General features: G+C 56.7%; 21 protein-coding genes and 2 pseudogenes. 10 read left to right on the top strand and 13 right to left on the bottom strand.

From position 1 onward, the window contains the following. Positions 1-23: 23 nt before the first annotated feature. The 3 genes and pseudogenes from LOY26_RS14675 to LOY26_RS14665 all read left to right on the top strand — a co-directional run. The gene (locus LOY26_RS14675) at positions 24-1,883 is read left to right on the top strand and encodes a diguanylate cyclase domain-containing protein (protein ID WP_258713704.1); all 1,860 of its coding nucleotides are present in this window, start codon (positions 24-26) and stop codon (positions 1,881-1,883) included. 47 nt (positions 1,884-1,930) lie between these two features. Continuing rightward, positions 1,931-2,599, top strand: a complete 669-nt coding sequence (locus LOY26_RS14670) for a DUF3313 domain-containing protein (protein ID WP_186655882.1) — start codon at positions 1,931-1,933, stop codon at positions 2,597-2,599. A gap of 236 nt (positions 2,600-2,835) precedes the next feature. Then, positions 2,836-3,120 (top strand): annotated as a pseudogene (locus LOY26_RS14665) (IS5/IS1182 family transposase); the annotation flags it as partial. 199 nt (positions 3,121-3,319) lie between these two features. Here LOY26_RS14665 and LOY26_RS14660 read toward each other — a convergent pair. Further along, the gene (locus LOY26_RS14660; protein WP_186655880.1) at positions 3,320-4,774 is read right to left on the bottom strand and encodes a TrkH family potassium uptake protein; all 1,455 of its coding nucleotides are present in this window, start codon (positions 4,772-4,774) and stop codon (positions 3,320-3,322) included. Between the two features lie 230 nt (positions 4,775-5,004). Between LOY26_RS14660 and LOY26_RS14655 the strand changes: the two genes are divergently transcribed. Together LOY26_RS14655 and LOY26_RS14650 are read left to right on the top strand one after the other, a co-directional pair. Continuing rightward, positions 5,005-5,439, top strand: coding sequence for a YeeE/YedE family protein (locus tag LOY26_RS14655; RefSeq protein ID WP_186664189.1), 435 nt, complete (start codon positions 5,005-5,007; stop codon positions 5,437-5,439). A 2-nt stretch (positions 5,440-5,441) separates the two neighbouring features. Next, positions 5,442-5,873, top strand: a complete 432-nt coding sequence (locus tag LOY26_RS14650; protein WP_186655876.1) for a DUF6691 family protein — start codon at positions 5,442-5,444, stop codon at positions 5,871-5,873. Positions 5,874-5,896: 23 nt separating this feature from the next. Here LOY26_RS14650 and LOY26_RS14645 read toward each other — a convergent pair. Continuing rightward, positions 5,897-6,212, bottom strand: a pseudogene (locus LOY26_RS14645) (transposase); the annotation flags it as partial. Positions 6,213-6,611: 399 nt separating this feature from the next. On the opposite strand from LOY26_RS14645, the gene LOY26_RS14640 reads away from it, so the two are divergent. Both LOY26_RS14640 and LOY26_RS14635 read left to right on the top strand, forming a co-directional pair. Continuing rightward, a complete protein-coding gene (locus LOY26_RS14640) occupies positions 6,612-7,373 on the top strand; it encodes a hypothetical protein (protein ID WP_258713703.1) in 762 nt (253 codons plus the stop codon). After that, positions 7,373-8,098: a hypothetical protein gene (locus LOY26_RS14635; protein ID WP_186664183.1), complete on the top strand. Its 726-nt coding sequence runs from the start codon at positions 7,373-7,375 to the stop codon at positions 8,096-8,098. The genes LOY26_RS14640 and LOY26_RS14635 overlap by 1 nt, the downstream gene beginning before the upstream one ends. Positions 8,099-8,144: 46 nt before the next feature. On the opposite strand, the gene LOY26_RS14630 is transcribed toward LOY26_RS14635, so the two are convergent. The 10 genes from LOY26_RS14630 to LOY26_RS14585 all read right to left on the bottom strand — a co-directional run bounded on the left by LOY26_RS14630 (position 8,145) and on the right by LOY26_RS14585 (position 18,379). After that, on the bottom strand, positions 8,145-8,333 hold the full coding sequence (locus LOY26_RS14630; protein WP_258714911.1) for a sigma factor-like helix-turn-helix DNA-binding protein: 189 nt from the start codon (positions 8,331-8,333) through the stop codon (positions 8,145-8,147). A 27-nt stretch (positions 8,334-8,360) separates the two neighbouring features. After that, positions 8,361-8,855, bottom strand: a complete 495-nt coding sequence (locus LOY26_RS14625; protein WP_258713702.1) for a hypothetical protein — start codon at positions 8,853-8,855, stop codon at positions 8,361-8,363. A 7-nt stretch (positions 8,856-8,862) separates the two neighbouring features. Continuing rightward, positions 8,863-9,429, bottom strand: coding sequence for a hypothetical protein (locus LOY26_RS26890; protein WP_309475617.1), 567 nt, complete (start codon positions 9,427-9,429; stop codon positions 8,863-8,865). Between the two features lie 374 nt (positions 9,430-9,803). Then, positions 9,804-12,398: a leucine--tRNA ligase gene (gene leuS, locus LOY26_RS14615; RefSeq protein WP_258713701.1), complete on the bottom strand. Its 2,595-nt coding sequence runs from the start codon at positions 12,396-12,398 to the stop codon at positions 9,804-9,806. Between the two features lie 130 nt (positions 12,399-12,528). Beyond that, entirely contained in the window at positions 12,529-13,575 is a 1,047-nt protein-coding gene (locus tag LOY26_RS14610; protein WP_033698410.1) for a fatty acid desaturase, read from the bottom strand. Between the two features lie 46 nt (positions 13,576-13,621). Then, positions 13,622-14,827 (bottom strand): MFS transporter, encoded by a 1,206-nt coding sequence (locus tag LOY26_RS14605; RefSeq protein WP_258713700.1) that lies wholly within the window; start codon positions 14,825-14,827, stop codon positions 13,622-13,624. Continuing rightward, entirely contained in the window at positions 14,824-16,041 is a 1,218-nt protein-coding gene (locus tag LOY26_RS14600; RefSeq protein ID WP_258713699.1) for an ATP-grasp domain-containing protein, read from the bottom strand. The genes LOY26_RS14605 and LOY26_RS14600 overlap by 4 nt, the downstream gene beginning before the upstream one ends. 14 nt (positions 16,042-16,055) lie before the next feature. After that, positions 16,056-16,553: a type IV toxin-antitoxin system AbiEi family antitoxin domain-containing protein gene (locus LOY26_RS14595; protein ID WP_050506071.1), complete on the bottom strand. Its 498-nt coding sequence runs from the start codon at positions 16,551-16,553 to the stop codon at positions 16,056-16,058. Positions 16,554-17,645: 1,092 nt separating this feature from the next. Beyond that, positions 17,646-18,107, bottom strand: coding sequence for a type II toxin-antitoxin system YhaV family toxin (locus tag LOY26_RS14590; protein ID WP_258713698.1), 462 nt, complete (start codon positions 18,105-18,107; stop codon positions 17,646-17,648). Further along, complete coding sequence (locus LOY26_RS14585; RefSeq protein WP_258714910.1) at positions 18,107-18,379, bottom strand: type II toxin-antitoxin system PrlF family antitoxin; 273 nt, start codon at positions 18,377-18,379, stop codon at positions 18,107-18,109. The genes LOY26_RS14590 and LOY26_RS14585 overlap by 1 nt, the downstream gene beginning before the upstream one ends. Positions 18,380-18,812: 433 nt before the next feature. On the opposite strand from LOY26_RS14585, the gene LOY26_RS14580 reads away from it, so the two are divergent. From LOY26_RS14580 to LOY26_RS14570, 3 genes are all read left to right on the top strand, one after another. After that, a complete protein-coding gene (locus LOY26_RS14580; RefSeq protein ID WP_258713697.1) occupies positions 18,813-20,978 on the top strand; it encodes an AAA family ATPase in 2,166 nt (721 codons plus the stop codon). Next, on the top strand, positions 20,975-21,808 hold the full coding sequence (locus LOY26_RS14575; protein WP_258713696.1) for a hypothetical protein: 834 nt from the start codon (positions 20,975-20,977) through the stop codon (positions 21,806-21,808). The genes LOY26_RS14580 and LOY26_RS14575 overlap by 4 nt, the downstream gene beginning before the upstream one ends. Before the next feature lie 238 nt (positions 21,809-22,046). Next, the gene (locus tag LOY26_RS14570; protein WP_258713695.1) at positions 22,047-22,274 is read left to right on the top strand and encodes a hypothetical protein; all 228 of its coding nucleotides are present in this window, start codon (positions 22,047-22,049) and stop codon (positions 22,272-22,274) included. Here LOY26_RS14570 and tnpC read toward each other — a convergent pair. After that, positions 22,226-23,782, bottom strand: a complete 1,557-nt coding sequence (gene tnpC / locus LOY26_RS14565) for an IS66 family transposase (protein WP_258713694.1) — start codon at positions 23,780-23,782, stop codon at positions 22,226-22,228. The two genes, LOY26_RS14570 and tnpC, sit on opposite strands and share 49 nt — an antisense overlap. Between the last annotated feature and the right edge of the window lie 17 nt (positions 23,783-23,799).

Here is a 23,799-nt window from a genome sequence, read left to right as displayed (position 1 = left end):
GATGGCGCCCCATGGGAGTAGGTATGTCGTTACGCACTAAACTGCTCTGGCTGTTCGCGCCGCCGCTGTTGCTGGTGCTGCTCCTCAGCTACGTTGCCGCTCATGCCTTGCTGCTCGAACGGCTGGACAAGCAGGACGAGCGACTCCTGGTCATCGAGGCAGGCCGCATGCGCGCGCTGTTGGGCAGCATCTTCGAACGCGATGCCGATCGCTTGCAGCAGTTGGCCGAGTCACTGCCTCGCCCCCTCGGCCTGGCGTTCCCTTTGCCCGCGCAAATCTTCAGCCGGACCGGTTTCGACTTTTTCGTACTGGCCACCGATACAGGGCAACTTGCGGCCTGGAAACCCCTGGACCCTGCGACGTTCAGGGCCACAGGCAACAGTACGCCTTTGTCATTGGCAGCACTCCAGCGCGAAGTGTCGACGCAGCTTGAGCGCTTGACCAGGGCCATGGCGTCAGCGCCAGCGCCTCAGCTGATGCTGGTGAACGGCCAGCCGTTCATTCTTGTGGCTGTTGATGGCGGCCCGGCCGGCGCTAAAGACGTCTTGTTTGCAGGCACGTTTCTCGATGCCGCGCGGATCGCCGCCCTGCAACGGCAACTGGGCGCAGTGCTGCAGTGGAATGCTGCCGGCGCTGAACGCAATGCCTCGCGAGCGGATGGCGAGTTCATCAGTATCGGCAATCGCCAGATCAGTGACGCGCGCCAGCACAGTATCGAGCTGATCTTCCATGACAGCCTGGGCGAGCCGCAGGTGAAGTTGCAGTTGCAGCGTGAGCGGCACCTGTATATCGAGGGCAGCGAACAACTGAAGCTGTTGCTGGGGGCTATGGCCGCGATCATCTGCCTGGCCTGGGCGCTGATCTATCTGGCCTTGGACTTCACAGTGCTCAGGCGGATTTCTACCCTGCATCGAGAGTTTCATGCCATAGGCGCAGATTCAACGGGCGGGCGTTTGTCGGATGCAGGGCATGACGAGTTGGGCCTGCTGGCGCAGGAAGCCAACCGCACCCTGGACCGTCTGGAGCAGAGTGAGAGCCGCGGGCGGGTAATCCTGGACGGCATGGAGGATGGCTACTTCGAACTCGACCAACAGGGCAGGATCCAGTCGGTAAACCCTGCGTTCTGCAAAATACTTGGCTACGCTGCGGCGGATGTCATCGGCCACAGGTTCGCTTCACTGCAAGGCAGTACGCAGGCCAACTCGACCACCCCAGCTGTGGTGTTCGACACCGAAGCAGGTGCGCCGCTGTCGGCCCGGCTGCAGCGTGCGGATGGAAGCGTGGGCCATTACCAAACGCGATTTACCAGGATCAGTGGCCCAACTGGCAGCGTGATCGGCTACCGCGGCATCCTGCATGACGTGAGCGAGCATGTTCAGTACCAGCAGGCGCTGCTGGACATGGCCTACCATGACGCACTGACCGGCTTGGGCAATCGCAAGGCTTTTCACCAGCAGTTGGAGCGGCAACTCGATACGCAGCGCTGGCCGCTGGCGCTGGTTTTTCTCGACCTGGACCGTTTCAAGCAAGTCAACGATCGCTTTGGCCACGATGTCGGCGACGCCTTGCTGTCCTGCATGGCCGAACGCCTGCGCAATGCCATGCGCGAGCAGGACTCGGTCTATCGATTGGGTGGCGATGAGTTCACGGCGATCCTGCCTGGCATCGACGAGGCGGCGGCCAGAGCACTGGCCGAGCGGCTATTGGCGGTGTTGAGTGCACCGGTGAGTATCGGCGACGTGCTGATCGATTTCGTCACACCGAGCATCGGCCTTGCGTTCGCGCCTGCGCATGCCACCTGTGCGGACATGCTGGTCAAGGCGGCAGACCAGGCGATGTACCACGCCAAGCAGCAACGTGGGCGAGTCTGTTTGGCTGGTTGAGGGCAATGCTAGCGGCAACATCATAATCGTATGGAAGGAGAGCCTGCATGAAGATCAAAACGTTGGCTGCAACGATGTGCCTCAGCACATTGCTGTTGCAGGGCTGTGCGAGCAAGTATGTGGAGTCCGATCAGTACTCGGGCTTTCTCAAGGATTACAGTGTCTTGAAGGAAGACAAATCCCCATCAGGGGCTCCGGTGATGCGCTGGATAAAGCCGGGCACCGATGCGAAGCGGTATACCAGCGTGTACCTGGAACCCAGCCAGCTCTATCCCAAGCCGCAACCGACGGAAAAGATCCCGCAATCCACGCTGCAGGGCATCACCCAGTATTATGACCAGACGCTGAAAAACCACTTCTCCCAGGTTTTGCCGTTGGCGACAAGCCCGGGCCCAGGGGTGCTGGTGGTTCGCCCGGCGATCACCGCTGTCAGTGCAAAGACCAAGAGCCTGCGGCCTTATGAGGTCATCCCGATTGCCCTGGTAGCCGCCGGCATCAGCACCGCCACTGGCATCCGTGACCAGGACACCAGCATTGCTACTGAAGCTGCGTTTCTGGATGGCGATACCAACCAAGTGGTCGCTGAGGTCGTGCGCAAGGGAGCGGGGACGGAACTGGATAACGCGTCTCAGGTCATGCAGGCCAAGGACGCAAAAGCAGTGCTCGATGGTTGGGCCAAGGACATGGTGAGTTCTTTCCAGGCACTCAGGAAGTGACCCAGACCGCCCCACTGAGACACAGCGTGGGGCGGTTTCATGAACACAGACGGCATCGACGATGCGACCGGCCACAGCATGTGCGATGCCAGTGGCGGGCAGAGGTCAGGGAACGATATTCCATTCGTCCATCAGTCGGCACTCCGCCGAGGGCGCTCAACTGTTCACCTAGAGCCCTTCAGGAGTGACGGCCATGCCACGTGGAGACAAAGACAAATACACCGACGAGCAAAAGCACAACGATTTTGCGCCAGTTTTTCGGCCTGAGCCTGGAGCGAATCCTTGAGAAACCACCATTCTCAACTTCCATCGCCTGCTGGAAAAACACGCGTTGGCCGCTGGTATTTTCAGTGTGATCAATGGCTATCTGGGCGACCGTGGCTTGTCACTGCGACAAGGCACCATCGTCGATGCCACGCATGATTCATGCACCCAGTTCGACCTAGAACAAGGACGGTAAACGCGGCCCAGAAATGCACCAAACGAAGAAGGGAAACCAGTATTCCTTCGGTGCCAAAGCTTTTGAACGGCAACCGTTTTTGAAAGCGCCGATGGCTCAATAGCCGAAAATAGCGGTCTACTTCAGACCCTCCCTAGGAGGGTGCGCTTGTCCAATGCAACGCTGCGATAGTCCTGTCACCGTACAGTAGACCTTCACACTTGATCCCGCCAAAGAAACAACGGCCAAGCAAGTAAAAGTCGATGTGATCTAGGCGCAATTCAGAACCTCCAAAAAGCAGGAGAAACGAGGACTAACACGGTAAGAATTTCAAGTCGGCCAAGGAGCATTCCGATGGTCAGCAGCCATTTCGCAGCGTCGGGTATAGAGGCGAAGTTCCCGGCAGGCCCAATCACTGTACCTAGCCCTGGCCCAACGTTACATACAGCCGTTGCTGCACCACTGAGCGCTGTGGTCCAGTCAAGCCCTATCAAGGATAACCCCAGTGCGATCATGGCAATGGTGAAAGAGAAGAAGAACGAAAAAGTCAGCAATGAGCGCACGATCTCTTCATCAATGGGGTGACCATTGTACTTTTTCGAGATCATCGCCCGTGGATGGATCAACTGCTTCAAACTGCTAACCAGAAGCGACGCGGCCACCTGAAAGCGAAATATTTTCAACCCGCCGGCTGTAGACCCTGAACACCCTCCTATAAACGTAAGGTAGAAGAAGAGCAGTACTGCGAAGCTGCCCCAAAGAGTGTAGTCCCCTACAGCAATGCCTGTGGTGGTTACCACCGACGTCACATTGACTGCGACGATCCTAAATGCATCTGTCCATGACAGGTCGCTATGCAAGTATAGCCAAGTGCCCACGGCTACCCACACCACTACAAGAAATCCAAGGAAGCCGCGTACCTGGTGGTCTTTCAGCAGTGCTCGCCGGTGACCACGCAGTGTCGCCACGTACAAGGTAAAGGGCAGGCTGCCCAAGATCATAACCACCACTGCCACCCAGTGCACAGCGGGCTGCCGCCAGTGGCCGAGTGAGGCATCGGACGTTGAAAAGCCACCGGTTGAGATGAGTGACATCGAGTGATTGATGGCTTCGAAGGGTGTCATACCAGCAGCCCACAGTGCCACTGTGGCCAAAGCTGTCAGCCCTAGATAAATCACCAAGATCATCTTGGCCGCGACATGGGAACGAGGCGTCACCTTATCAGACCAGTCCGAAGACTCCGTCTGAAACAGGCGCATCCCGCCGACACGCAGCAGCGGTAAAATAGCAACGGCCATGCCGATGAAGCCTATACCACCAAGCCAATGCAACAAGGATCGCCAGATCAGCAGCCCCGGCGACGCGCTGTCGAGTCCGGTCAGCACGGTCGAACCAGTAGTGGTGATTCCCGACATCGTTTCGAAGAAAGCATCCGTGTAGCTGATATGTCTGATGAACACCATAGGCAAAGCCGCAAAGGCGCAGACGATGACCCAACTGACCGTGGTCAGGAAATACATATCTCGGGCCCTCAGTTGCGGCGCCTCGGGCATCCCGCGAGCGATCAGCGCAGTGCCCGCACAGAGGGCAATGAGGCTCGACCATACGAAGGACTCGAGGTCATCGCTACGGTCATACAATAGCAGTGTCGCCATCGGAATAACCATGCTGACGGCCAGGGTAATCAGGAAGACCCCGAGGATGAATGCAATGAAGTGCAATGCAGGGAGAGGCATCGAGCAAACTCATCATGTGGCGGTACCGGGCAGTATCAATTTCACCAAGAAGATGTCGAGTAAAAAAGTCGTAAAGGAGAAGTCTGTGCCGTGAGTGCTGAAATGAGATGCAGTAAACCGCAAAGCTCTGAAGCCTGCAGGGGCCACTTGCGCTCAGATGGTTGCTATGTAGGTGATGATGCTTTGCTGACAGTCATCCTTTGCCAGACTTTTTTCTCAGGAGATGCAAGATGAGCATTGATTGGACCAATTTCACACCATGGTCATCATTATGTGGAGGTGCCTTGATAGGGCTGGCGGTCAGCTTGTTCGTTCTCGCAAATGGTAGGATTGCAGGCATCAGTGGCTTGCTTGGAGGTGTGCTGCAATTTGGCAGTGAGGGTTGGAGCGAGAAGGCTCTGTTTCTGCTCGGTTTGGTGATTTCGCCACTGCTTTGGGGGGCTTTCACCGTCTTACCAGAAATTGAAATCGATACAGAATGGCCCGCCTTGATTCTAGCGGGCTTACTCGTCGGAGTTGGAACCCGTTACGGGTCGGGCTGTACGAGTGGTCATGGCGTGTGTGGGATCTCCCGACGCTCTCCTCGCTCCCTCTTGGCAACGGCGTGTTTTATGACCTCCGGTTTTGCAACGGTGTACGTCACTCGTCATATATTAGGAGCCTGAAGATGCTCAAGTTGACCGCATTTATTGCAGGACTCATGTTTGGCTTGGGTTTACTTCTAGCAGGCATGGCAAACCCTGGCAAGGTGCTGGCTTTTCTTGATGTTAGCAAAGCCTGGGATCCGTCACTTGCTCTTGTGATGCTCGGCGCCATCTCGGTAGCGGCTATCCCGTTAAACTGGGCACGGAGGCATAGTCGATCTTTGCTGAATGCCCGTATGCAGTTACCAGTCAAAAGCAGTTTAGACGTCCGTTTGATGGGGGGCAGTCTAGTGTTTGGTGTGGGATGGGGAATTGCGGGAATCTGCCCTGGGCCAGCGGTTGCTCTTCTACTCACCTGGCACTGGCAAGTCGTCATATTCTTTTTAGCGGTAGTGGCCGGCATGTACGCTTTTTCCTTTCTGGAAAGCCGACATGCTTCGCGATCAGAAGGTTAGCAAGAGACAACGCGCTCATAGCCATAACTGGGATAGCCATTCAGCAGGTGCACGGGCACCTCCTGCGCTCGGCTGGTTGCGTAGTCGAAAAGGATCACCGGGCGATCAGGTGGGCCGCCGGTTTGTACCCACATCCAGGTTTGGCTGCTGGGCTCACGACCCGGCTCTTCAACGGCAGCCACAAGCGCAGGTCAGTTCATGCTCGGGCAGTTCGTGGACAACTTCGATACGCGGCAAATCAGCCGGCAGCGGCTTGCGCTTGCCACGGCGTTTGGTCGGCGCAACGACTTCCTCGTCGCCAACCGCATCGTCGGCCTGGACAGTGCCTTCAGCTGGGGGGCATGGCGGCCTCGGCGCTGGCGGCCAATGTCAGTGGGCAGATCGTGCAGCCGGGTGTAGGGGGCATGGTCGTCAGAGGCCAGGTCGCCGCTCACGCCAATGCGTTCATGAACGACAAGTGGTTTGGTGGCGACAAACCGGATTACTCCAGGGTTGCGGCGGATGCCTTTGGCAACGTCCTGGCCAACTTCGCCTTCGGTGCCGCTGACAGCTTCCGGACCCAGGCCGCTCGATACGGCACAATGGCTGCGTCACTGGCGGACGGGCTGGTGGTGGATCTGCCGGCGAGCCTGGTCACACCGGACCAGCAGGAACCTCTGTTCGACTTCGATGCCGGACAGCCAGGCAGAAGCGCTGTCTTGGCGTGCCGTACGCGGGGTTTCCAATGCGGCGCTGGACATGCTCGACAGTACGGCGATCATGGCCGGGCTGGTGACCGATGCACAACTTTGCGACCAGGCGCTGGAAGGCTTGTCCCGACTGAGCAGCGAGGTAAGGAATGACCCACAGGGCGTCTTCGACAGAACGGTCAGCGCGGCGGATCGCTACCTGACGCAAACAGAGGGGGCGCAGATCGCCGAAGATGGCCTGCGCCTGCTCACCAGTACGCTTGCTGGTGGGGTGGCGTTGCGTGCGACCACCGATGCCGCGGGCTCGGCGGTGCGGGCGGGGGCATTCTACTACCGCAATTCGGTGTACGTGCCACCGGCACTGTCATACGGCACCCTCGGCGGCGGGATCTTTATCCCAAGCCTTGGCAAGCGGATCACCACGGTCACCAAAGCGATGAGCGACAGGTTTCAGCACGTTGACTACCTAGATCCGCGGACCAATAAAATGACTGCACCTGGGGTTGGCCAAGTCATTGCGGTTGATCATATTTTCCCGGTCAGCAAGATTATTGAGCTGCCGGATTTTGATAGACTCACCCGTTCGCAGATGACCGACATCATTCAGGACCGTGTCGGGCTTGGAAATTTGCAGGGGCTGCCGCAGTCGCTCAATGCGTCGAAAGGTGCCAGCATAAAATGGGAGATGATCGGTAAGCAGAGGTTGAACGACACCTACATCTCAAACCTGGCTGAGAAGCAGATCCTGTTGCGGGAGCGCATTAACAGGCAGATACAGGCTTTCCAAAAACTCAATGCCGGAGGGCAGTGATGCTTGATAAGAATAGATATGATCTGGTTTGCACGAGCCCAGTAGATCTTGGTGATGCCCAGCGGATGCGCTTGCATAGCACTGTAATTGATGGTTTAGGTGCCTCCGTTAGTAAAATGTTTCCAGGCTTCAGCGAAGCCTTCCCGCGTAGCGTGGCGGCTATCGAGCGCGAGTATGCGATGCCGATAGTGCTGTTCAGGCAACTTGAGGATACATGGATGGGATCGCTGGCGGCTGAAGGGCGGGAACTGAACTTGTTCTTCGACCTCGTGCCCGTTTTCCTTGAAACGGAGGGGCCAGCATTTGATAGAAACTGCGCAATGCTACCGCGTCGCTGGAAGGAACTGTATCGCTACTTCTGGTCTTTCATGCTGACCGAGCGTTCATATCTGTCCCCCGATTGGACCAACTCGCCGTTCTCTTACAGCGGGCGTCTGACGATCGAGCGCTATCGCGTGCTGCGCGGCGTTAAAAAAGCGTTGATCAAAGACTTCGTCAACAGTACCCAGGCAAACTCCGTGCACTCCCTGTATTGCTGGTTGTTGACGGACGCGGGTGATGCCCTGTTTCTTGACGAGGACAAGTGCGACGGCAAGGTCTATCACGTCAAGAACAATGACTTTGCCGATTACCGACTGCTCGAAGATGCAGAGAACGTGCTGGATAACTACCTGGCGCACTACGTGACGACGCAATCCCCGGCAGGCTTCGACTTCAGGGCATAGGGCAGCAACAGGGGGCGCTCTTTGCGTCACCCCCTTGCCAGAATCCTCACCACTCCCATTCCATTGCATTTGTCTCCTCGTACATCCCCCTGATCCGCCGCAACGCCTGCCCATGCAACTGCGACACCCGTGCCTTGCCCACCCCGAGCAGTCCCGCCAGTTCCACGAAGCTCATCTGCTGGTAGTAATGCCCAACGATGATCTGCCGTTCTCGCTCCGGCAGGCGCTCTACCAGCAGGCCGAGGCTTTCATCCTTGTCTTCCTAGACATACGCGCTGAGAGGGTTGTTGTCTGGCGGTTCTTCATCGATCACCCCCAGTTCAAAGAAGTAGCCGAAAGCGAGGTCGACGGCGTTGTTGACCACCAGCTCGAAATCGCTGTCGGTGGCGCCGAACCGCTGCTCGCTGCCGATGCCTTCCAGGCGTTCGCGGGCGATTGAGCGCTGATCCTTGATATAGGCAGACAGCCCCTTGAGTACTGTGCCCTTGAGGAATGGCTCGGCGTAGGTGCGAAAGCGTACCTGGCGCAGTGGGTCGAAGCCGTCGATGGCCTGCAGCAGCCCTTGGGAGGTGAGGCTGAGGTAGTCGTGCCACTGCACCAGCGTGTGCGGATAGCGGTTGTAGTAGTACCCGGCGACGGTGCGCGACCAGGCGCTATGGAATAAGAACAGGCGTGTGCGGGTGTCTGCCTCGCGCAGACACAGCCACTGCTGCCAGAGCAGGCGTTCTTCGTCACTGAGCACTTGCGGGTTGTCCATGGACAGCTCACACCACGCTGCGCACGAGCGTCTGGGTTATCAGGCCCCAGCCATCGATCAGCAGAAACAGCATGATCTTCAGCGGCAGCGAAAGCGTGATCGGCGGCACCATGATCATGCCGAGCGACATCAGGATCGAGGAGACGATCAGATCGATGATCAGAAACGGCAGGAAGATCATGAAGCCGATCTGGAAGGCAATCTTCAGCTCGCTAAGCATGAACGCCGGCACCAGGTGCACCGGGGTCAGTTCATCCACAGTGGCCGGCAGAGGTGCCTTGGCCAGTTCGTGGATCAGGCGCAGGTCGGACTCGTGGGTCTGGCGCACCATGAAGTCGCGTACCGGAACCCAGCCCTTCACGGCGGCCTGCTCGCTTTCGGTGGGACATAGTTTTTTGTACCCCCAGTCATACTGGTCTCGCGCTTCCCGGTAGTGCCGGACAACCCATGTATTGTCGACTGTAGACGTATCGCTGACATTACAGTGCGGGCGATGGTGTTTTGGCGGCCTCTGAAGGTGATTCCCGCAATATCTGTAGCCGTCAAGAACACCACGATCACCACTTGAAGTGATGGTGGCCGCCTAATTTGAGGGGAAAGAGTTTCAGGCCTCGATGTGCGATTCAAAGACTCTCAGGGTCGCCAAAGAACATTTGGACATTCATATAAATCAAATGGTTATGAATGGGAAATTGGATTTGTACCCGCAGATGTACCCCTTTCAACTGCAGCTACGAGTGGATTCCAGTGGAGGCAACGAGGAGGGATCGGTTTCAAATGTGCAATCCCTCGCCCATTTGCGCAACTTATGCTTTGGGCTCGTCACAGTCGCTACGCGTCGCAGCAGTCAGTGGGTGGGATGCACACGTTTTCCACTGAGGCCTGAACCAGAAAGCCTACATTTCCTGAGAAAGCCGGCTTTCTGGTTTCAGGGGACAACCTGAATGGTCAGACGATGAAGTTCACCAATCGGTTAGGCACTACGATCATCCTTCCTGCGCTTTCCAGATATTTGCTCAACCCAGGATCGGACAGCGCCTGGTCACGGATTGTGTCATGGTCGGCATCGGCCTGGACCAGAATCTCCCCCCGTAGCTTGCCATTGACCTGTACCATCAACTTCACTTCGTCCTGCCTTAAGGCGTCGCTGTCCGGGGTCGGCCAGGCACTGTCGTAGATCGCGCCGGGGAATCCTAATGCCTCCCAGAGAACCTGGGAGATATGTGGCGTCACAGGTTGCAGCACCTGCAAGAGAATGGACATGGTTTCCCGGCAGACCTGGTGACCAACGCTGCGGGCACTCTCCAGTACCTTGAGCATCTTCATTGCACCCGATACGACGGTATTGTATTGCAGACGCTCATAATCGTTATTGATTTGCTTCAACAAGTCATGGGTCATGAAGCGCACACGGCTGGCTTCTGTGGCGTCTGCCGCCTGGCCGTCACTTTCGCTCCAGCGTGCCTGCTCATCAACGGCAAAGCTCCAGAGACGGCGCAGGAAGCGATAAGCCCCTTCGACACCGGTGTCGCTCCAGATCGTGCTTTGATCAGGGGGGCCGGCGAAGATGGTGAACAACCGGGCGGTGTCCGCACCAAACCGGTCGATGATGTCCTTGGGCTCGACCACGTTGTTCTTCGACTTGGACATCTTCTCCACGCCACCCAGGGTGACAGGCAAGCCATCTTCGATCGCTGTCGCGCTGACCGGACGGCCTTTTTCATCGTATTGAACCGATACTTCGCAGGGGTAGAACCATCGTCGGCTACCGTCCTGCGCCTTGCGGTAATAACTTTCCCGCAGCAGCATGCCCTGAGTGAACAGATTCTTGAATGGTTCACTGAAGTCCACCAATCCCTCGTCGCGCATCGCCCTTGTCCAGAACCTGGCGTAGAGTAAGTGCAGCACCGCATGCTCGATGCCGCCGATGTACTGGTCGATGGGCATCCAGTATCGGTTGCCAGGCCCTACCATCGAAGTGTGGCAGTCGGGATCGCAGTAGCGCATGAAATACCAGCTCGAGTCGACGAAGGTGTCCATTGTGTCCGTTTCCCGTTGCGCGGGTGCTGCACAACGAGGGCACGCGACGAGGCGGAACGATTCACGCTGCAGCAACGGATTGCCGCTTCCGTCGGGAATGCAATCGGTCGGCAATATTACCGGCAGGTCTGCGTAAGGTACTGGTACATCGCCACAGTATTCGCAATGAATGATCGGAATCGGAGTTCCCCAGTATCGTTGCCGGGAGATTCCCCAGTCACGCAGGCGCCACGTGGTGGCTTGCTCGCCACGCCCACGCTCGGCCAGGGCGTCGACGATTGCCAGGGCAGCTTGCTCCACCGTGAGACCATCATAGGCGCCAGAGTTGATCAGGCGACCTTCCTGGCTGCCGTAGCGATCCGACCAGGCTGCAGGGTCATAAGGAGCCCCGTCGAGCGCGATGACGGGGTGTACGGGCAAGCCATACTGACGGGCAAAATCGAAATCGCGCTCATCATGGGCCGGCACCCCCATCAAGGCGCCTTCCCCATACTCACCAACCACATAATTGGTGATCCACACGGCGACCGGTTCGCCGGTCAATGGATGCTCGACGTGCAAGCCGCTCGGGATACCGAGCTTCGCCTGCGCGCCGGCGGCGGGGCTGGTCTGTGCCGCCTGTCGACACGCCTGCACCTGCGGCTCGAGCCCTGGATCGAGCGCCGTGGCACGCTTGGCCAGCGGATGATCAGGGGAAACGGCACAAAACGTCACACCCATCAGCGTATCGACGCGCGTCGTGAACACCCACAGCTTGCCTGCGTCGATCAACTGCCCGTTTGCGTCTTCGACAGTGTGGACAAAGGCCAGGCGGACTCCACTGGCCTTGCCAATCCAGTTGCGCTGCATGCTGCGGACCATGTCCGGCCAACCCTCCAGGGTATCGATGGCCGACAGCAGTTCCTCTCCATACTGCGTGATGCGCAGGTAGTAGCCGGGAATCTCGCGTTTCTCGACGAGCGCTCCGGATCGCCAACCCCGGCCATCCACCACTTGCTCGTTGGCCAGCACGGTTTGGTCGACGGGGTCCCAGTTGACGATCTGGGTCTTCTTGTAGGCCACGCCCTTTTCCAGCAACTTCAAGAAAAACCACTGGTTCCATTTGTAGTATTCGGGATCGCAGGTGGCGATTTCTCGTGACCAGTCGAAAGCCATTCCTAGCGGCTGCATCTGCGACTTCATGTCGGCGATGTTCATCCGTGTCCATTGAGCGGGTGATACGCCCGACTGCATCGCGGCGTTTTCTGCCGGTAGGCCGAACGCATCCCATCCCATCGGCATCAGGACGTTGTAGCCCTTCATCCGCATGTGACGGGCCAACATGTCATTGATCGTGTAGTTGCGCACATGCCCCATGTGCAACTTTCCGGAAGGGTAGGGCAGCATGGAACAGGCATAGAACTTTGGCCGGCTTTCGTCCTGGACAGCCTTGAATACTTCATCGCGAAGCCATTTGGCCTGAGCCGTGCTTTCAACCCAGGCAGGATCATACTGCTGTCGCATAGGGGGTCCTCGATATTGTTGGAGCTGGACGACGATAAATCGCCCGGCTCATATGTTCTTGTAAGATATCGCTCGGCCTGTTGAACATCGCTTGCCGCAAGTGTAAGCGCTTACGGTAATCTGGCAGGGATTAGGTTTGAAAAGTTTTTTCCTCTTTGCGCCCTCCCGCCAACCAGCCACGGGGCCACACGCTGAAAGCCCGAGGCGGCTTGTATTTGGCTTTAAGCGACCGTAACAGACTGCCGTGAGTAATCAAGCAGAAATCGGGTTGGAAGTGCTGCATATACTGTGGGATCTTATCCCATGGAACTGTAGGAAAAATATGATGGGCGCCATGGTAGTTGAAGTTCATCAGGCACACTCGCTCGAAAAAGAGTGGCACTTTCACGTTTCTCGCAAACAGCGAATCATTGATGGGCGTCTGGTAGTGGGCAAAACTGTCCAGCACAGTGAGAATGAATGCTCTGAGTAAGTAGAGGATCACCAATATCCACCAGTTGGCGCCATACAGAAAAGCACTGCAAGCTAACAGCAGCAAGGTGCACGCGCCTTCGGTGCGCAGTGCGCTCAGTTTTTTATTGCGCAGGGTGATGGACAGCGCGCAATGGTCCGACGGCACTACTGTCGAGCCGTAGATGAGGCTCGTCAGCGGGTAGATAAAACGGGGCGGCAGGAAGCAGACGATTGCGGTCAGCACGAAGTCGTGCCAGTAAGCACCAAACAATTTGCGATAGTAATAATTGACGACCTTGCGCGTCGATCGGCGCGGGGCGATATAGATCTCGTCGCAATCATGCTCGGTACGATTGACGCGGTGATGCCGCAGATGATCGAAGCGTTGCAAGTCATAGGCGATGCCCATGAACACCGCCATCACCTGGCCCATACGCCGGTTCCTCCGGGGGGCAGGGTGCAGCAATCCGTGTATCGCCTCATGCACCATGACGCCGGTGGTCGAAGAGAACAACAGGGTGGGTAGCAGGGTCAGCATGAACCAGGGGTTTGTAGAGATCAACAGGGGAGCGATGAGAAACTGGTAGCCGTTGACCAGTACAAGAAATACAAAGATCAAGTTGTTGGTCGTGACATCGATATCGTCGAAGTCGCGGGTTTTGACCAGGGTCGGATTGCCACGATACAAACGCTCGTACAGGTCCTGCGTCAGTGTCTCGCTCATGCTGAATGCACCTCTTCCTTTTGATGTCTGAAACGAGCCTCCTGGCTCAACTTCTTCGTGGTGAAGAAACCTGTGGAGCCTTGGCTTCCCGGCCCCACAACCAGCAGACGCCTCCGAGCAGCAGACCCAGCAGTCCGTAGAGGCTCCAGCTCAGCGTGAACCCAGCGCTGGAGTTCAACGAGGCGCCCAATCCCACCGAGACCATTCTGGCGAGCGCGAGCAGGATGGGAATCAGCGAAAAGAGGCTGGCCTGGGTTTGCAATGATGTCTTTTGGGAAATCAACGTGGTGATATGGGTGATGCCGAGAATCTCACCCATCGTCCAGAAGAAAACGAACGTCAGAATCAACGCGGTATGCTCGAAAAACGCGTAGGCGCCAAATCCGATACCGTAGAAGATTCCTGCCGCGGCCAGGTTGGCGAGCGTGCTGAATCGAGAGGTTAGCGCGATCAGAGGCTGCGTGATCAGGATGACCAGCAACGCGTTGACGATCCCCACGGCAGCGAAGATGCTCGCGGCACGGTCAACGGCTATTACATCGAGCCACAACGGTAGCTGATACTCACGCTGCGCATCCAACACCGACAAAGCGAAAAACATTGCGCCGGCGACGATCACGATCCTCGGTATGTCGACCATGTTGCGCAAGATTCTGCGTCGTGCCTGTGGCGTATGAACCTGTCGCTCAGGCAGCACCAGGAAAACACTCGCAAGGAAACACGCAATGCTGACGCCGGCGGCGAATACCATCAGGTAATGACTATGCAGGCCGAGCAGATACCCACCGATGACAAACAGCAGCGCGGCGCCCAGGTTGCTGGCCAGGTGAAGGTAGCCGAAGGATGCAATGCGGTTGCCATCGTCCGCCGCCAGCGAGGTCAGCATGCTGAACACTGGCGTGATCACGCCTGCGCATAGCATGAACATCAGCACCATGGCAATGGACGTGGTCGGCGTGTTGAACACCATCGCGAGCAGCAGAAAGACCGACGAGCACAATGATGTGCCCAGTAACAGTGAGCGAAAGGAGCAGCGACTGGCCAAGGCCCCACCCAACAAGTTGCCCGTCAAGTAGAACGCCGATACCAGCGTTATCACCAGCGCCACTGCCGAGCCATCGAGATGGTAGTGACGGTTGAAAAACAGCGCTGCGAATGGCCCCAACGCGTTCGCCATGACGAAAAGCAGACGAAGCAGGATGATGTTGCGCATCGCCGTCGTCAGCCCCGCGTCCTTGAAGAGCTTGTTCACTTGAGGATCACCTCGGTGTCACGAACGCGCGCAGTGCTCGCTGCACGGCATTCGTGCGCCGTATCTGCCTGGGTGATGATGAACGCAGCTCGATCAAGAAAGGCATCCGGCGGCAGCTTCAAGGTGCGGCCGGAGGCGGCCTCGACGACCAATTGCGACCTGACGCCTGCGGGCAGTGCGGGCAGTGCGGCATGCACCTTGACCAATACCCCCGCGTGGGGCGGGTAGATGAAGTCGATGGCGGCCACCCGGTGGCGCGTCGGTCGCAGGTCCAGCGGTACATCCCGGAAACTGTCCACCAGCAGCTTGAACAGATCCAGGCCGCTGGCCAGCTCTACCAGCTTCAGGATCTGATCACCACCGGCCCGGGTCGCAAGTTCAATGACCTTCGCACCATCCTTGCCCAGGCGGATTTCCGTATGGGTGATTCCCCACTGCACCGCCAGCGCCTGATGGGCGGCAACCACCAAGGCCGCAACCGCCGGCGGCAGATCCTGCCCACCCGGCTCGAAAGAGACCAGGTGACCAACCTCCTCGAAGTAAGGTGCCGGACCGAGACGTTTCTGCGTCACGGCAACAATATTGACGCGGCCTTGGGCCACCACACTTTCGATACTGATTTCCGGGCCATCGACATAGGCTTCCACCAATGTCTCGTCCATGATCGCGCTGCTGGTACGTACCTGTTTTTCGCTAGCGTGCCTGGCCGCGATAGCCGCGAGCAGTGCCTGCTCGGTGTCCGCCAGCACCACGCCGATGCTGCCTGCCAGTTTTCTTGGCTTGATGACCACCGGGAAACCGATTGCCCGTGCGGCCGCGACAATCTCCGCATCCGTCAGGGCGAGCAATGAGGCGGGAGAAGACACGCCGTGCCGGGCGAACGCTTCGCGCATCAGGCGTTTGTCCCGGCTCACCCGGGCGGTATCCAGCGTATTGCCGCGCAACCCGAAGCGAGCGGACAGCAAGGCCACCGCCTCGACGTAGAATTCGTAGTAGGTGACAATCAGGAGCAAGTCGATACCGAGTGTTTCGACCTGGGTGGCAATCTCGTCAATCTGTTCCGGATCGATGTCTACCCAGTGAGCGACGTAGCGCTCGGCCCATTCGGGCAGGCTCTTGCCCACCAGGATCACCGGCGCCTGACGCGCCAGGGAGGCCAAGGCAAACTCGCGGTAAAACTGGTTACCCACATCAAGCAGCAAAATATGCTTCATAGCGCTTGGCACCCCTATCCGTAGGGTTTCAAAGACAACATCGATCCGTCCTTGAGCCGGGTGATCCAACGGCTGTTACTGCCCACCGGAATACGGTACTGACTCAGCACCGTATCGACGTTGAGCTGACCGCATTCGCGTCCCCATTTGAGGAACAGACGCTTGGCTTTTACGCTGGTACAGCGTTGAAGCAGATCACCCACGATGTCCGGGTACATCACCTTGACTTGCGAAAACGCACTATAGGCATCCTCCAGCGATTGCTTGCCGCCCACGTCGTAGAGCACATAGTCTGCCGCGCGTCTGGCCAGACGCGGATCGATCTCCAGCCCGAGATAGGAACAGGAGCACATGTTCATGAACGAGTGCCCGTTCAGATCGACCATGCGGTTGCGCTCGACATGCCTGACGCTCAAGTCGGTGAGCCCTGAGTTCTGCGCAAGTTGCCAGGAGGGATTACCAATTTCGACCGTCCTGGCAGTATTGATGTATTGGTTCTTCAAATTAGACATAAACCTTCCGTTTGCTTGGTTCAAGCTCGATAAAAGTTGTCTTTGCGAATACGTCGAGCGCTGCCTCGGGTATCCGTATGGGGGCGCAGTGAAGAAACTGACCTGAGTTTCAGTCGTTGACCACAGTTGTAGTAGGTCAGTAGCCGGTGCTCAGTGCGATTAAATATGGCCAAAACCCAATTTTGATGTCAAGCATTTATTTCGGATAAGTAAATCGAGCTGTCAATAGTCGCGTCAAAGGCAACTGTCCTTGAATTATCTAATCCTGGGGCGGTGCTGGCGGCTTCAGCGCCTAAGCGTCTCGCCTCGAACCGAAATCCGATTCATAGTTTCGCTCATTGGAGGCGGTGATCGATCTGTTTAAAGGTGGCGACTGAGTTGTAGGAAAAATCGTCGGAGTGCATTGGGTTTCGTTACAAAATGTTCCTCTAGTATCCTTTTGCACCGCACCCTTGTATCGCACATCTTCAAGATGTCAAAAGTAGAGGACTCATTATTCCGAGTAGCCATGAAAACAACTCCCGTCAGCCTCTGCGTATAGCGCAGTAATAGGTGTCATTGGCGTGTACCATAGTCGGAGATGACAAGTCTTGCGGTTGCCGTTATTGACTTTCCAACTTCGATCTGGAGCGGCCACCTACGCCGCAATGTTGTCCGGGCATGTCGCTGGGCATGATTTGTACTGTGTCCCGTGACACCGTCAGGGCACTGGCTGACGATATGGGGGGGAGGGTTGTGGCGAAAGCATGGGCAGAGATGGACATCAGTCCAACCAAGAAGGTCCCACTCCATGCGCTGTGGTAGGGCGTGGTGCTGTGTCACGGCCGTTCGCTGTGTTCGCTGTCTCGGCTTATCGCGTCGGCGAGTGCCATGGCAGTTGTCCGGCCGGACTGTTGCCTTCATGGCGTTCTGATCAAAGACTGTCCGGATCGCCAAAGAACATTTGAACATCCATGCTAATCAACAAGTTATGAGTGAGAAATTCAATTTGTACCCCCAGAAGTACCCCTTTGGGCAGTGGTTACGAGTGGACGATAGTGGATGCGCCGAGGGGCGGTGTTGAACGTGCTATCACTCGCCAAAGCGTGCCGCTTATGCTTCTGGCTTGTCCCAGTCGCTAAGCGTCGCAGCAATTAGCGCATCCCAGTCATCAGGAGGGTTGCCGCGACCCAGCATCTTCTCGAATACGGCGTAGGGATTGGATTTGCTGCCTGCGGACCGTAGGGTATTTTCGTCGTTGACCCATCCGTAGACGATGACCTTGGACCTTGAGTCGTAGCGAAAGAACAGCCGAAAGCGCCTGCCGATTTTTGCGCGGCGCCAATGTCGGTAGGCGGTGCCCAGCGTGTTGCCTTGGCGGAACTCATCACGGCCCGGGTCGGTAGGCACAGCCTCCAAGATCAGGTGGCTCAATGCCCTAAACAGCTTGACGTTGGCGTTGCTTTCAAAAACCTGCGGGTCGTTCTGCTCGGCCCGGACGGCGGCTTCTTGCAATTTGCGTAGCTGTAACGTCACACCTTCGTGGAACAGCAGTGTCCAGCCATGTCGCACCATCAGATCGCGACCTCACCGTCGATCTCTTCGTCCAGGTTTACAGGATGGTCTGCGTTGGCGAGCATGGTTTGCGCCAAGTCTTCCGGCAGGGTGGTGGGGTTGCGTCCGCTTCGGATATCTGCCTCCAGCAAACCCAGGAATGCACCGATGGCAGGGTCTTCGTGGATGGCTTCTAAGCGGCTGACCACGAATTCACCGCCACGCAAGTCGAATACGATCTTGCCGCCTGTATCAAGGCCTAGCAACTGGCGAAGGGATTTGGTTAGGGTTATCTATCCTTTTGAGGTCAGGGTGACGATTTCATGGATGGCAGGCAAGAGCGTTCTCTTGGATGTATTGATTGAATGGTAAGGAAAGTCCTTACTCTGTCAGTCTTGGCTTTCTGCTGATCAAGCATAGGCGGGGGAAGGCGCTCAATAGCGCGGCAAGATGAGTTACACCACTTCCTGAGACACGATCTCATGGCGGAGTGCATGACGCTCTAACGGTTCAGCGTGATGCATTGCATCGAATCTGCGCTGCCCCCCTAAACGCTTCTTTTAGTGGCAAAATGACACAATTAACGAGCCACTGTTCTCGTACAACGGCGCGGGCACAACACAAACTCCGCAAAATTTGGTGTTGTGCCCCCAAGATAAAGGAAGAAAAATGATCCGATTAAAGCGGGGTCCCGTCCCGGATATCCTAAATTCCGAACGCGCTAACATGCTGCGAAAGGAAGCTGCCGATTTTTTCTCCCAACCCCGAGAACAACGGAGGCAGAAACGCTTTGAGTTTCAGAAGTACGCAGCGCAGTTAAACAGTGGCATACGAAAGGCGCTGGCCGAATGCTTCCCTAGCAAGTGCGCCTACTGTGAGACCCCGGTCGAGAAACCTGAAATAGAGCTGTTTCGCCCCCGACAGAGTGCCAGCAATCTGGACGGTTCTGTAGACGACGACTGCTATTGGTGGCTAGCGTATGACTGGTCGAATTACCTGCTCGCCTGCTCTCCCTGCAACACCTTAAAAGGGTCGCGCTTCCCCGTCGAAGGACTGCGTGCTGGGCCATATCCGACCAGCCTAGGCTTGACTGAAGAAGAAAGGCTACTGTTCGACCCTTGCGAAGATGAACCGTCTTCGTTCCTACTTTTTCTAGAGGATGGTCGTGTCACAAGTGACGACTTTCAGGGCTCGGCGACGATCGATGTACTCGGGCTCAATCGAGAGGCGTTGGTGCACGCACGCCGTCGTGATCTAGAAAACCTGAAACGGATTTTATCGGTACAAAAGATAGCCTTCGATTCGCCCTATTTGGTGGATGACCTACTGAGCGCAATGATTACGGATGACAGTCCGTATGCCGCCATGCGCAGACAGTTCGTAGCTACATGGGCCGCTGAGGAGGCTCCTGCTGGTCCGCAAACGAGCAAGCTACTACAACAACTGCAGCACCACCGGGGCGCAGTGACTGGGAGTCTTGTTGCAAGTCTGGATGACTTGAAGCTAGCGGCAGAGCGTCTTACTAATGCAACTGTGGGGATGGAGTCTTTTTCTGTATTGGAAGAGCGAATATCGAATGACTTCTACCGTAAAAGCCGTTTTATCGAACACTTCCAGTTGACCAATATCCGGTCATGCGAAAACGTAAGCCTACAGACCTCACTGGGAGCAGGAGGATCAGGGACGTGGTTAGTGTTGCTGGGCGAAAATGGCACTGGTAAGAGCACAACCCTTCAAGCCCTTGCTTGCGCACTGGCGGGACAGGATGCCGTTGACGATCTCGATATCAAAGCGTCTGACCTGCTACGCAGCGGCTGCGAAACCGGTACAGTCAGCGTGCAATTGTCTAGCTTCTCCAGACCCATCGTCATGACGCTTAACGCAGCAAATAACAGCATCACCATTGATCCGCCTGAGCCCAAAGTGATGGTCTTGGCATATGGCGCAACTCGGTTATTGACACCGCATAAAAACAAGGACCTGCCTCGCGCATCCGTTCACATTGCCAATCTCTTCAACCCGCTCGAACGTCTAAGTAACGGTCGCCCTTGGCTTTACGACACGGATGATCAAGAATTCGACCGGATAGCACGTGCACTGTCCGCCCTCCTACCTCGTCCGGATGGTGCTCAGTTCTTTCGTTACAATAACGAAATCGTTGTAAAGTCCGCCGGAGTGATCGATACCCTGGAGGCACTTAGTAGCGGCTACCAGGCTGTACTTGCGTTGGCATTAGACATCATGAGCGTGCTGCGACGGGGCTGGCAAGATGCGGCCTCCGCTGAAGGGATCGTGTTGATCGATGAGATTGATGCCCATCTCCATCCGCGGTGGAAAATGCGCATTATCCAACGTCTACGGGAAGTCTTCCCTCGCCTGCAATTCATCGCCACAAGCCACGAGCCACTGACACTACGGGGTATAGAACGAGATGAAGTAGCAGTGTTGAAACGAACACTGAGTGGCGCAGTGAAGGTCATAACCGCAGAAACCGACGATCTGCCGTCCCCTCGAAATATGACAGTGGGCCAATTGCTGACCTCTGACTTCTTTGGCCTGAACTCGGCCGAAGATCTCGAAATCGATACCCTGTTTGAGGAGTACTATCAACTGCTTGCCTCAAGGGAGCGAACTGTCGCAGATGAATTGCGCCTTGAGGAACTCCGTGAAGAGCTTGAATCAGGCCGCCAGTTAGGTTTGACAGAACGTGAACGGCTGGTTTTCGAAGCAGCCGATGCATATATTGCTGAACGAAGGGCCAGACGGCAGGCGTTACCGGAACAAATAAAGTTGGGAGCCAAACATCGTCTGCAACAGCTATGGGCAACCCTGGATGAGCCTGACACGGTACCTCCCCCACAGCTGGGAACGGACAGGGAGTCACCCTTATGATCAGGGTAGAAAGGGCGGAATGCCCACCCAGCTTGAATGGTCCTGATTCAAAAGGCAGCCGAGAGCGAGCAGCCGCACTTGTCGCGCAAGCGGCAGGTAGAAAAACAAAGTTTAAAGCGTATAGAGAGCCTGATGTCGTTCTCACTCTACGCGAGATGTTCAATAAGAAATGCGCTTACTGCGAGTTCAACTACGCAGCAGGCTCCCCCGAGGATATTGAGCATTTTCGTCCCAAAGGTGCCGTAGTCATCAACGGCCAACTTACCAAGCCAGGGTATTATTGGTTAGCCGCAGAGTGGAGCAATCTGTTGCCATCCTGCATCGATTGTAATCGCAAACGTTCCAAGGAGTTTGCGGTACCCAATCAAGCGTTCTCAGGAAAAGCCAATCTATTTCCCGTAGTGGACGAAGCACACCGATGGCGTAGCCATACCGCTCTCAACGTGAACGAGCAACCGTTGTTACTCAACCCCTGTGATGACTATCCCGACCAACACCTCGAGTTTCTAAATGACGGGTTGGTACGGGCAGTAGCCGATGCAGCAGGAAACCCCAGCCCCAAAGGCGAAACCTCGATAGAGGTCTTCGGTCTCTTACGCCATGACCTTGTCGAACAACGGGCTGTCAAGCAACTCATGATCAGAGCCGCCATCGAACGCGCCCTTGAGGCCGCCGAGATAGCCGAGGATACGGACGACATCACACGTAGAGAGAAATGGCTAAACCTTTCTGCAAATCTTCTAATGGACGCTCGGGCTCACTTAGACAAGCGACAACCATATAGGGCAGCAAGCGAGGCGATTTTCCGCGAGTATGGCATTCCGATCTAGTGTAGTGTTTCGTAAGTAACACTCATACTTTTCGGCCTGATTCCTCGGCTGACTGTGCAGGATTTCGCCTCAGTGCAGCGCTGAGATATCCAACCGCCGGATGTGGAAAACCGCACGTCCGACGGTGTGGGAGGGTAACGGGCTTGTCCCGTTGTGTCCGCTCCATGAAGCCCACATTCCAAGCGACTACCTGAAGCCCGATGCTGCGCTCCCGATTTCTTTCTGGAGCCAGTCCGCCATGATGCGTCCCGACAGCAAAGTCGAAAAAGTTTACCTCTACCCCAAGCCTGTGGATTTTCGAAAATCCATCGACGGCCTCACCGCCCTGGTCGAGCTGGACATCAAAGTCGCCGTGTTCGACCCCGTACTTTTGAGTGCGATCCATGAACCCCACCTACCGCCAGATGGAGCTTCGATTTACCGTTGCATCTCCGGTGAGCAGTTCCACGGCAGCAGCGCTTCGTAGTCCTCTACCGACGAGGCATGCGGCAACCGCTCCAGTACGTGGCGCAGCCACGTATAGGGCTCTTGGCCGTTGGCCTTCGCGGTCTCGACCAGGCTGTAGATCTGTGCACTGGCCGCAGCACCCTTGGGCGTGTCGCTGAACAACCAGGCCTTGCGCCCGATGACAAACGGCTTTATCGCACGCTCTGCCAGGTTATTGTCGATCGGCAAATGGCCGGCCTCGACGTAGCGCTCCAACCGACTCCAGTTGTTCGCTAGATAGTGCACCGCCTTGCCCAGCACGCTTTGCGGTGTGACTTGGGACTGCGTCTTGTCCAGCCAGCTTTTCAACTGGCCGAGGATCGGCAGGCTTCGTTCCTGGCGACCGATGAACCGCTGGTCATCGCTGACATCCTTGAGTTCACGCTCGATGCCATACAGCTTGTTGATCATCGCCAGCGCCACATCGGCACGTCCCGTCTTGCCTTTGGGCTGCACCTTTTGCGCCTCGACAAACTTGCGTCGTGCATGAACCATGCACGCCAACCGTTCGACACCGGGCTGTAATGCCAACGCGTTGTAACCGGCGTAATCATCGGTCATGACATAACCGCGATAGCCCTCCAGCAGGCGCAACGGTACCTCCTGCGCACGGCTGGTGGTGTAGTCGAACAATACGACTTGTCGATCAGGTAAGCCGCTGGCCTGTACCCACATCCAGGACTGGCTGGTCGGGTCGCGATCCGGTTCCTTGAGCACCTGCACCCGCGTTTCATCGCAGTGAATCACCGGGCTTTCCAACAACCGCTCACGCATCAGGTTCAGCAGCGGCTGGAAGTGTTCGCTGCACTGGATTACCCAGCGGGCCAAGGTTTGCCGGGGGATTTCGATGCCATGCCGGGACAGTACGCTTTCAAAACGGTGTAGCGGCAGACCATCGACATACTTGGTGGTCAACAGCATGGCCAGCACGCTGGGGCTGGCCATGCTCTTTTCGATCAGCTGTGCCGGTTTGTCGGCGGTGACCGGCGCCGCTTCACAACCACGGCAGCCGTAGACCTTGCGCACATGTTTGAGCACGCGGATCTGCATCGGCACGATATCGAGCTGCTCGCTGGTTTCCTCGCCAACCACATGTTTGCGGCAACCGCAGGCGCAGGTCAGCTCGTGCTCGGGCAAGTCGTGGATGACTTCGACACGTGGCAGCTCAGCCGACAACGGTTTGCGCTTGCCACGACGTTTGACTGGGGCAACGACTTCTTCGTCCGCATCCTCAACCACGGCCAGCAACGGCTCGCTTTCCGGCTCGTTGAACATTGCCAGTTGCGGCGTATTGGGATCGACCGTCTGCTCGGATTTGCGGTTGAACAGGCGATCACGCAGCAGCTTGATCTGTTCTTTCAGGTCGACGATGTGGGTGGCATAGGCTTCGTTGACTTCCTGCTCGCGCAAGCGTGCTTCGTAGGCCTCAAGCAACATCTGCTTGAGTAGTACGGGATCGTCTGGAAGGTTGTCGGGCAAGGAAATCATGCCCCGGATTATACCGG

Source organism: Pseudomonas sp. B21-047, assembly GCF_024748775.1.
Classification (GTDB): Bacteria; Pseudomonadota; Gammaproteobacteria; order Pseudomonadales; family Pseudomonadaceae; genus Aquipseudomonas; species Aquipseudomonas capeferrum.
Note: the sequence above shows the minus strand (reverse complement) of the source record. Positions and strands in the feature narration are given on the sequence as shown.

Bases quoted from the DNA above. Each gene is read 5' to 3' on its own strand.
- LOY26_RS14635 (WP_186664183.1), top strand. From the start codon at position 7,373: ATGCTTGATAAGAATAGATATGATCTGGTTTGCACGAGCCCAGTAGAT.
- LOY26_RS14650 (WP_186655876.1), top strand. From the start codon at position 5,442: ATGCTCAAGTTGACCGCATTTATTGCAGGACTCATGTTTGGCTTGGGT.
- LOY26_RS14640 (WP_258713703.1), top strand. From the start codon at position 6,612: ATGCTCGACAGTACGGCGATCATGGCCGGGCTGGTGACCGATGCACAA.
- leuS (WP_258713701.1), bottom strand. From the start codon at position 12,398: ATGCGACAGCAGTATGATCCTGCCTGGGTTGAAAGCACGGCTCAGGCC.
- LOY26_RS14595 (WP_050506071.1), bottom strand. From the start codon at position 16,553: ATGTCTAATTTGAAGAACCAATACATCAATACTGCCAGGACGGTCGAA.
- LOY26_RS14600 (WP_258713699.1), bottom strand. From the start codon at position 16,041: ATGAAGCATATTTTGCTGCTTGATGTGGGTAACCAGTTTTACCGCGAG.
- LOY26_RS14580 (WP_258713697.1), top strand. From the start codon at position 18,813: ATGCTGCGAAAGGAAGCTGCCGATTTTTTCTCCCAACCCCGAGAACAA.
- tnpC (WP_258713694.1), bottom strand. From the start codon at position 23,782: ATGATTTCCTTGCCCGACAACCTTCCAGACGATCCCGTACTACTCAAG.
- LOY26_RS14660 (WP_186655880.1), bottom strand. From the start codon at position 4,774: ATGCCTCTCCCTGCATTGCACTTCATTGCATTCATCCTCGGGGTCTTC.
- LOY26_RS14590 (WP_258713698.1), bottom strand. From the start codon at position 18,107: ATGGTGCGACATGGCTGGACACTGCTGTTCCACGAAGGTGTGACGTTA.
- LOY26_RS14670 (WP_186655882.1), top strand. From the start codon at position 1,931: ATGAAGATCAAAACGTTGGCTGCAACGATGTGCCTCAGCACATTGCTG.
- LOY26_RS14625 (WP_258713702.1), bottom strand. From the start codon at position 8,855: ATGGACAACCCGCAAGTGCTCAGTGACGAAGAACGCCTGCTCTGGCAG.
- LOY26_RS14575 (WP_258713696.1), top strand. From the start codon at position 20,975: ATGATCAGGGTAGAAAGGGCGGAATGCCCACCCAGCTTGAATGGTCCT.
- LOY26_RS14655 (WP_186664189.1), top strand. From the start codon at position 5,005: ATGAGCATTGATTGGACCAATTTCACACCATGGTCATCATTATGTGGA.
- LOY26_RS14570 (WP_258713695.1), top strand. From the start codon at position 22,047: ATGATGCGTCCCGACAGCAAAGTCGAAAAAGTTTACCTCTACCCCAAG.
- LOY26_RS14675 (WP_258713704.1), top strand. From the start codon at position 24: ATGTCGTTACGCACTAAACTGCTCTGGCTGTTCGCGCCGCCGCTGTTG.
- LOY26_RS14610 (WP_033698410.1), bottom strand. From the start codon at position 13,575: ATGAGCGAGACACTGACGCAGGACCTGTACGAGCGTTTGTATCGTGGC.